This window comes from Paenibacillus sp. N119s (assembly GCF_059447605.1).
In genome coordinates this window covers 1-970 of the sequence record NZ_JCAJRU010000461.1, presented here as the reverse complement: position 1 = coordinate 970, position 970 = coordinate 1, and the positions used below count along the sequence as shown (strand labels likewise).

Sequence of the window (970 nt, the reverse complement as noted above, 5' to 3'; positions counted from 1 at the left end):
ACGACGTTCTGAACCCAGCTCGCGTACCGCTTTAATGGGCGAACAGCCCAACCCTTGGGACCTACTTCAGCCCCAGGATGCGATGAGCCGACATCGAGGTGCCAAACCTCCCCGTCGATGTGGACTCTTGGGGGAGATAAGCCTGTTATCCCCAGGGTAGCTTTTATCCGTTGAGCGATGGCCCTTCCATGCGGTACCACCGGATCACTAAGCCCGACTTTCGTCCCTGCTCGACTTGTAGGTCTCGCAGTCAAGCTCCCTTCTGCCTTTGCACTCTTCGAATGATTTCCAACCATTCTGAGGGAACCTTGGGGCGCCTCCGTTACTCTTTAGGAGGCGACCGCCCCAGTCAAACTGCCCACCTGACACTGTCCTCGTACCGGATCACGGTACCAAGTTAGAACCTAGATACGATCAGGGTGGTATCCCAAGGATGCCTCCCTTCAAGCTGGCGCTCAAAGTTCAACGGCTCCCACCTATCCTGTACAGATCGTACCCAAATTCAATATCAAGCTGCAGTAAAGCTCCATGGGGTCTTTCCGTCTTGTCGCGGGTAACCTGCATCTTCACAGGTATTAAAATTTCACCGGATCTCTCGTTGAGACAGCGCCCAAGTCGTTACGCCATTCGTGCGGGTCAGAATTTACCTGACAAGGAATTTCGCTACCTTAGGACCGTTATAGTTACGGCCGCCGTTTACTGGGGCTTCGGTTCATAGCTTCGCCCCGAAGGGCTTACCACTCCCCTTAACCTTCCAGCACCGGGCAGGCGTCAGCCCGTATACTTCGCCTTGCGGCTTCGCACAGACCTGTGTTTTTGCTAAACAGTCGCTTGGGCCTTTTCACTGCGGCCCCCTCGGGCTATTCACCCTACCGAGGCACCCCTTCTCCCGAAGTTACGGGGTCATTTTGCCGAGTTCCTTAACGAGAGTTCTTCCGCGCGCCTTAGAATTCTCTTCTCGCCTACCTGT

General features: G+C 54.9%; 1 rRNA gene. It reads right to left on the bottom strand.

Annotation, left to right across the window (positions count from 1 at the left end):
- Nucleotides 1–970, bottom strand: a 23S ribosomal RNA gene (locus tag AC5V8P_RS25745); the annotation flags it as partial.